This is a genomic window from Paludibacter sp. 221, assembly GCF_010501035.1.
In the GTDB taxonomy this organism is placed as follows: Bacteria; Bacteroidota; Bacteroidia; order Bacteroidales; family Paludibacteraceae; genus QVMH01.
Genome location: NZ_QVMH01000071.1, coordinates 1 through 7,629, shown reverse-complemented (window position 1 = coordinate 7,629; position 7,629 = coordinate 1). Strand labels below are relative to the sequence as shown.

The following is a 7,629-nucleotide window of genomic DNA, read 5'->3' as shown; positions in this document are numbered from 1 at the left end:
TCTCTCTCTCTCTCTCTCTCTCTCTCTCTCTCTAACATAATAACGCTACTTACAAACATTTTAACGTTTGCAAAAGCATTTTTTTGAGGTGTTATTTGCTGAGAGATATTCATTTTTCAATTTTCATTCCTCAATTTTTACCCGAAGAATGTGAATGCAAATGTAAAGGCTTGATTTTTGAGATACAAATATTTAACGATAACAATAAGTTCCGGCCATTGCAGGATTTTTATTAGAAAACTGAAAAATATTATGTATTTTTGTGAGTTTATAAACTGACTTATAAAAAATTCAGAAAAGAAATAAATTCTAAACGTAGCTTTACGTACCAAGAAGAAAAATTTACTGAATGCAGGATAAAAAAGACGAAATAATATCAGAAGAAGACTTGCTGATTCAGCAAGAATTTGATGCTTTGATAAATGATTACCTCAACACCAATCACCGGAAAAAAGTTGAGATAATCACCAAAGCATTTAATTTTGCGAATGCTGCACATAAAGGTTTTAAACGACGCTCGGGCGAACCCTATATAATGCATCCGCTTGCTGTGGCACGCATTGTGGTGAAAGAAATCGGACTCGGCTCCACTTCAATATGTTCGGCATTGCTTCACGATGTGGTGGAAGATACCGACTATACGGTAGAAGATATTGAAAACCTGTTCGGGCCAAAAATTGCACAAATAGTGGATGGCCTGACTAAAATATCAGGGGGCGTGTTTGGCGACAGGGCATCCGATCAGGCCGAAAATTTCAGGAAACTTATCCTCACGATGTCCGAAGACGTCAGGGTAATCATTATAAAAATAGCCGACCGCCTGCACAATATGCGAACATTAGGCTCCATGCCTCCTGCAAAGCAATACAAAATAGCCGGCGAAACACAATATATATACGCTCCCCTTGCCCACCGCCTCGGGCTTTTCCGGATAAAAACCGAACTCGAAAACCTCAGCTTCAAATACGAACATCCCGAAGTTTACCGCGAACTGGAAGAAAAACTTGCCAACGATGCGGAAAACCGTAAACGATTCTACGAGGAATTTTCAAAGCCCATCGACGAGAAATTTCACGACATGGGGTATAAGTTCAAACTAAAAGCCCGTATTAAAACAGTTTACTCCATCTGGCGTAAAATGTCGACCCGCAATATCCCGTTCGAAGAAGTGTACGACATACTTGCCCTGCGGGTTATTTTCGAACCCAAAGCGGGAAGCCGTGAGCAAGAGCAATGCTGGCAACTTTATTCGGCACTCACTGCCATTTACAAGCCCCATCCCGAACGTATACGCGACTGGGTGAGCACGCCTAAAGCAAATGGATACGAGGCGCTGCACGTCACCGTAATGGGGCCAAGCGGGCGATGGGTAGAAGTGCAGATACGAAGCAAACGGATGGACGATATAGCCGAACGGGGAGTAGCAGCACACTGGAAATATAAGACCGGCGAAACCGAAGAATCGGGACTGGACAAATGGCTCCACGAAATAAAAGAAATACTTAAAAATCCGGAGCCGAATGCCATCGATTTCATGGAAACTTTCAAGCTGAACTTGTTTGCTTCCGAAATCTTTGTTTTCACCCCCAAAGGCGATATTAAAACAATTGCCTTAGGAGCAACGGCACTCGATTTTGCATTTTTATTACACTCCGACCTCGGATTTCATTGTATCGGCGCAAAGGTAAACCACAAGCTCGTACCTCTGAGCTATAAATTAAGCAGCGGCGACCAAGTAGAAATACTGACTTCGAAAAAACAAAGACCACAACCGGAATGGGAAAACTATGTAAGTACCGCCCATGCAAAATCAAAAATCCGCGAATGGCTTAAAAAAGAAAACAAATCGATTGCTAAAAAAGGGAAAGAGAGGATAAAGGAAATTCTTGAAAACCTCAATCTCGAAATAAACAACACAAACATTGTCAGGTTGTTAAACCACTACAATATCATCGACCCTCAGGACTTATATCTGCAAACCGGAAAAGAAGTTCTAAACCTGAACGATATTCCAAAACTATTCAAACCCAAAAACAAAAACATACTAACCCGCTACCTGAAAATACTGGGCGGACAAAACGAACCCGACTACAAAACAGAAATAGATCTGAAAAATCAGGGTCAGCTAATGCTTGTCCCTGCCGAAAGGGTGGACAGAAAGAAAACGTTTATCCTTACCGACGACAAAAGAGGCTACGAACTTGCCAGTTGTTGCCACCCAATCCCCGGCGATGATGTATTAGGATATGTCAACGACTCTGAAATTGTGATGATTCATAAAATGCAGTGCCCCGTTGCCGCAAAACTAAAGGCAAGTCAGGGAGGACGCATCATATCGGCCAAGTGGGATATGCACAAGCTCCTTTCGTTCGAAGAAATAATTGAAGTGAAAGGAATTGATAAAAAGGGAATTTTTGTACAGATACTGAAAGTGATTTCAGAAAGCTACAATGTCAATATCAGCAAAATAAACATTGGTACAAACGACGGAATCTTTTTAGGTAGGTTTCACATATTCGTACACGACACGCAAGATATCGAAAACCTAAAAAGAGACATACTAAAACTACCCGAAATAAAATCGGTAAGCCGTATCGAAACTTAACAGGAATAACTTATTACCCTTTCCCTTACAAAAAGCAAACAGAATGATTATTCCTGAGAACAAGCGCTTAACCATCCGCGAATGGGCAGAAGAAGACCGCCCACGCGAAAAGATGTTGAAAAAAGGAGTTTCAGCCCTTTCGGATGCCGAACTACTGGCAATACTTATCGGCTCAGGAAACAAAAGTGAAACAGCGGTTGAACTTTCGAAACGGATTCTGAAAGGATGTGATAACAACCTCAACCAGCTCGCCCAACTTAACATCCCCGAACTTTGCAAACTTTTCAAAGGCATAGGCGAAGCCAAAGCCATAACTATAAAAGCAGCACTGGAAATTGGTAAGCGGAGAAAAACAAACGAGGTGCTCGAACGTAAAAGCATAGGAAGCAGTATCGACCTTTTTGAACTTTTCGAGCCATTTCTTATCGATTTGCCTCATGAGGAGTTTTGGGTGGCATACCTCAACGGAGCACACAAGATAATAGACGTAAAACGCCTGACACAAGGCGGAATGCAACAAACCATAGTAGACATACCAATGCTGTTGCGTGGTGCGTTGGAAAAATCGGCCATCTGCATAGCAGTAGCTCACAATCACCCTTCGGGGCAAAACCGTGCAAGCCACGAGGACGAGATGATGACCCTGCACATAAAATCGGGATGCGAGGCAATAGGCATCCAATTACTCGACCATATTATAATAGCACGGGGAAGCTATTACAGTTTTGTGGACGAAGGAAAAATTTGAGAAAGTTACGAGTTACTTCGCCCTTCGGGGCAGTTACAAGTTAATAGGAGGGGGAAAGGAGAAAGGTAAAAGTACCGGGTACGAGAAAAAATGAAGATAAACTGGGGGAAATATAAAAAAGGCTGAAAATACTTTCTACTTTTACCTTTCTACCTTTCCCCTGAAATAAAATAAAACAATGTTATTAGAAGTAGAAAACGTAGTAAAACAATATTCCGGACATTTGGCATTGGATGGTGTAAGCCTCTCTGTACCAAACGAAACTATTTATGGACTGCTTGGCCCAAACGGAGCCGGAAAAACAACTCTTATCCGAATCATAAACTGCATTACAGCACCGGATAGCGGCGAGGTAAGGCTGAACGGAAAACGGATAAGGCCGGAAGATGTACGCCTTATTGGTTACCTGCCCGAAGAGCGTGGGCTGTACAAAAAAATGAAGGTTGGCGAACAAGCGCTTTACCTTGCCCGCCTCAAAGGGATGAGCAAACAAGACGCGCTGAAAGCCCTGAAATACTGGTTCGAAAAATTTGAAATACAAGCGTGGTGGAATAAAAAGGTAGAAGAACTATCAAAAGGGATGGCTCAGAAAGTGCAGTTTATTACTACCATTCTGCATAACCCCGAACTGCTTATTTTCGACGAGCCATTCAGCGGATTCGACCCGGTGAACACGGCATTATTAAAAAACGAAATACTGGAACTACGCGACAAAGGGGCGACAATCATCTTCTCGACGCACAACATGTCGTCGGTCGAAGAACTGTGCGAAAACATATCACTTGTAAATCGTTCGAAAATCATGTTGCAAGGCAATGTAGCAGATATACGGGCATCGCACACTACGCATACCTTTAATATAAGGTCGACAAGTGCAATAGATACAAACCTGTTTGAGGTAATAGAGCAAAAAGAGGACAAAAAAGGTACTTTCGAAAGCAAAATAAAGAAGAATCCTGAGCTTAAAAACAACGACCTGCTGAAAGAACTGATGAAGCAAACCGAAATCATCGCTTTCGAAGAAATATTGCCAAGCATGAACGATATTTTTATCGAAACCGTACGGGCTACAGGTGCTTCTGTTGACGAAATTGAAGCAAACAGCACTTCGGAAGATTAAGGTAAAAGTAGAAAGGTAAAAGTAAAAAGTATTTTTTAAGTTTTTAAACAAATCATATTACTTAATCATGAGTAAAATAGGACTTATCATAAAAAAAGAATATACCACACGGGTAGTAAAAAAATCATTCATACTGATGACTTTTCTTACCCCGCTTCTGTTTGTAGGTATCATTATCCTCCCCACATGGATTGCTAATCTTCAGGACAGCACCAAAAAGCACGTGATAGTAGTTGACCGTACCAACATGTACCACGAAGTGCTGAAAAGCAATGATATTTATACTTTCGATTTTGTAAACGGGTCGGTAGAGCAAATACGGGAAACGAACACAAATAACAAAGATTTCACAGCACTATTGGTTATCAGCGACGACCTGTCGCGCAACCCAAAAGCTGCTACGCTGTATTCGGAAAAACAACTGAATGTGGAGCTTAAATCCTACATTTCGAGCCTGTTGAGCAAGCAGGTAGAAGAGCAGAAACTTGCTGCCTACAACATCCCCGACCTGAAAGAGATGATACAAGACTCGAAAGCAGACCTTGAAATATCAACGATAAAATGGGGCACCGATGGTGAAGAAAAAGAAGCATCGGCCGAAATGGCTTTAATCATAGGTATGGTAGCCGCCATGCTCATTTATATGTTTATCATCATGTACGGAACGCAGGTGATGAACGGGGTGATGCAGGAAAAAGCCAATCGCATTGTCGAAGTCATCGTATCTTCCGTTCGCCCGTTCGAACTGATGATGGGAAAAATAATAGGCATTGCGTTAGTCGGGCTCACCCAGTTTCTTATGTGGGTAGTACTTACCTTCATACTGCTAACCATCGGAAGCTTATTTATGAATGGAAGCCTGGATATGAGCGCAATAAATGACCTTAGTGCAATGCAGGGAATTTCGATAAGCGAGGTAGAGAATATGACCACAGATTTCTACAAAATGATTTCATCGTTCAACTGGCTACAGATAGGTATTCTCTTCGTTATTTACTTCCTTGGGGGCTATTTGTTGTATGCTTCGCTGTTTGCGGCCATAGGCTCGTCGGTAGACAATGAGACTGATGCCAATCAATTCACACTGCCTATTACGCTGCCTATCATATTATCTATCTTTGTAGCATTGTATAGTGTAAGAAGCCCTGAATCGTCTTTTGCATTCTGGTTTTCCATCATACCGTTTACATCGCCAGTAGTTATGATGGTGCGGTTGCCTTTCGATGTTCCTACGTGGGAGATAATCCTTTCTATTGCAGTGCTTATTCTCTCATTCATGGGAACAACATGGGTAGCAGGCAAAATTTACCGTACAGGAATACTTATGTATGGTAAAAAAGTAACGTGGAAAGAAATGTGGAAGTGGATTAAGTATTAATGTGAGTAGTGGGTAGCGAGTAGCGGGTAGCGAGTAGTGAGTATATATGGAATAATGCGCCAATAAATTAGCTGTGAGCTACAAAGATAAAGTACTTAATAATAGATAATTGAGCATTAATAATTGCATTAAAATATCTTATGGTTGACACGGATTCTATTATAAGGAAGTATTATCAGGATAACGAAGAGGCATACGCCATACTTGTAAAACATAGCAAACAGGTAAGGGATTACGCCTTGAAAATACTTGACACACATCCGGAACTTGGCTCGTTAAACCGTGAGTTTATATCCGAAGCTGCCATGCTGCACGATGTTGGTATATTCATGTGCGATGCTCCGGGCATCCATTGCTATGGCACACACCAATATATCGAACATGGTTATCTGGGAGCAGAACTAATGAGGAAAGAAGGGCTTCCCAAACATGCTTTGGTATGCGAACGCCATACCGGAACAGGAATAAGCCTCGAAGCAATCATAAAAAACAACTATCCCCTGCCCCATCGCAATATGGAGCCTGTTTCGTCAGAGGAAAAGCTGATTTGCTATGCCGATAAATTTTTCTCAAAATCGAAACCCGACATCATGTTTACATCCGAAAGAATCAGAGAAAAACTGAAAAAATTCGGAGAAAAAGAGGTTGCCAAATTCGACGAAATGCATGAAATGTTTAAAATAAACATATAAAAGTTTATTCTTCCCCTCACTTGCAAGTGAGGGGAAGAATAAATAGGTTAGTTATCTTCAACACAGCGAACTGACACTGCATTATTCCGGGCAGATTGATATACTGTTATACCAGTTGCATTCCATATCCCAAGTGTACCGCCATTTGCAGAAGTTGATGTAGGAGAAGATGTCCAATAATAACCCGATGAGCCACGGTTATATAAAAAACCTCCGGTATTATGATTACGATAGCCAGTTACGGGCAAGAATAAAGCATTGCCAAACCACATCCCAACTGAAAAATTTGCTGCATTATCATCCCAAGTACCCACAGCTCGTTTTTCATTATTTGAGATAACCTGTCTAAACTCTTCATCGGTAGGTAATCTCCAACCTGCCGGACAAGGGTTTTCATTAACCATATCCCATTCGTCTGTAGTTGTCGGAGCAAGTGGCCAACTACTCCATTTGCTCAAACCAAGGTTGGTTTCTTGGTCCTCAGCTTGTGTTACAATGGGTGTCCCAATCCCCCATTTGTATTTAGCTCCATGAATACCAGCTGCGGGAGCAAATGGGTCAAAACTCGTATCTGCTCCTAAATTGTAACACATAAATTTCAGCCATACCCCATTATCCAAATAAGCACCACATGGCGACGTAGTAGGGTCAAGAGGATCGCATACAGAACTCCATCTGGCACCATTCCAAGTATCGGTACATTCAGTGTCCAAATTGTAAATCACTAAGCCTTTTGCAGCCTGTTTTTTAGTTTCGCTTGTTAATGCTTCCAATTGTTCTGTCAATACTTCACGCTGTTTCATCGTCAGCTGTGGTAAACGAAGCCCGGCAGTCGTACTGATAATTTCCAAAGAAGAAAAACTCTCCGGTTCTTTATCAGCCCCGATAGTTACTTGCGCATTGGCATTAAAAATAAAAAACGAAAATTGAAAAATTGAGACTAAAATTAAAGTCTGTCGTAAAAATTGTTTTCTGTTCATAAGTTGATAATTATTAATTGTTAGTTGTTAATGTTTAATTATTATTTTTTAAAACACAGAGACACGGGGTTAATTATTAATGTTTAATTATTATTTGTTTCCGTTC

General features: G+C 41.2%; 6 protein-coding genes. 5 read left to right on the top strand and 1 reads right to left on the bottom strand.

The window, feature by feature from the left end:
• The first annotated feature begins 349 nt into the window (after positions 1-349).
• From D0T49_RS12395 to D0T49_RS12375, 5 genes are all read left to right on the top strand, one after another.
• The gene (locus tag D0T49_RS12395; protein ID WP_163632105.1) at positions 350-2,605 is read left to right on the top strand and encodes a bifunctional (p)ppGpp synthetase/guanosine-3',5'-bis(diphosphate) 3'-pyrophosphohydrolase; all 2,256 of its coding nucleotides are present in this window, start codon (positions 350-352) and stop codon (positions 2,603-2,605) included.
• Positions 2,606-2,648: 43 nt separating this feature from the next.
• Positions 2,649-3,353 (top strand): DNA repair protein RadC, encoded by a 705-nt coding sequence (gene radC, locus D0T49_RS12390; RefSeq protein WP_163632102.1) that lies wholly within the window; start codon positions 2,649-2,651, stop codon positions 3,351-3,353.
• A 178-nt stretch (positions 3,354-3,531) separates the two neighbouring features.
• Positions 3,532-4,473 carry an ABC transporter ATP-binding protein gene (locus tag D0T49_RS12385; RefSeq protein WP_163632100.1) on the top strand — a complete coding sequence of 314 codons (942 nt, stop codon included), beginning with the start codon at positions 3,532-3,534 and terminating at the stop codon, positions 4,471-4,473.
• A 67-nt stretch (positions 4,474-4,540) separates the two neighbouring features.
• Positions 4,541-5,851, top strand: coding sequence for an ABC transporter permease (locus D0T49_RS12380; RefSeq protein ID WP_163632097.1), 1,311 nt, complete (start codon positions 4,541-4,543; stop codon positions 5,849-5,851).
• Between the two features lie 140 nt (positions 5,852-5,991).
• Positions 5,992-6,543, top strand: coding sequence for an HDIG domain-containing metalloprotein (locus D0T49_RS12375; protein ID WP_163632095.1), 552 nt, complete (start codon positions 5,992-5,994; stop codon positions 6,541-6,543).
• A gap of 47 nt (positions 6,544-6,590) precedes the next feature.
• On the opposite strand, the gene D0T49_RS12370 is transcribed toward D0T49_RS12375, so the two are convergent.
• On the bottom strand, positions 6,591-7,523 hold the full coding sequence (locus D0T49_RS12370) for an FISUMP domain-containing protein (RefSeq protein WP_163632092.1): 933 nt from the start codon (positions 7,521-7,523) through the stop codon (positions 6,591-6,593).
• Between the last annotated feature and the right edge of the window lie 106 nt (positions 7,524-7,629).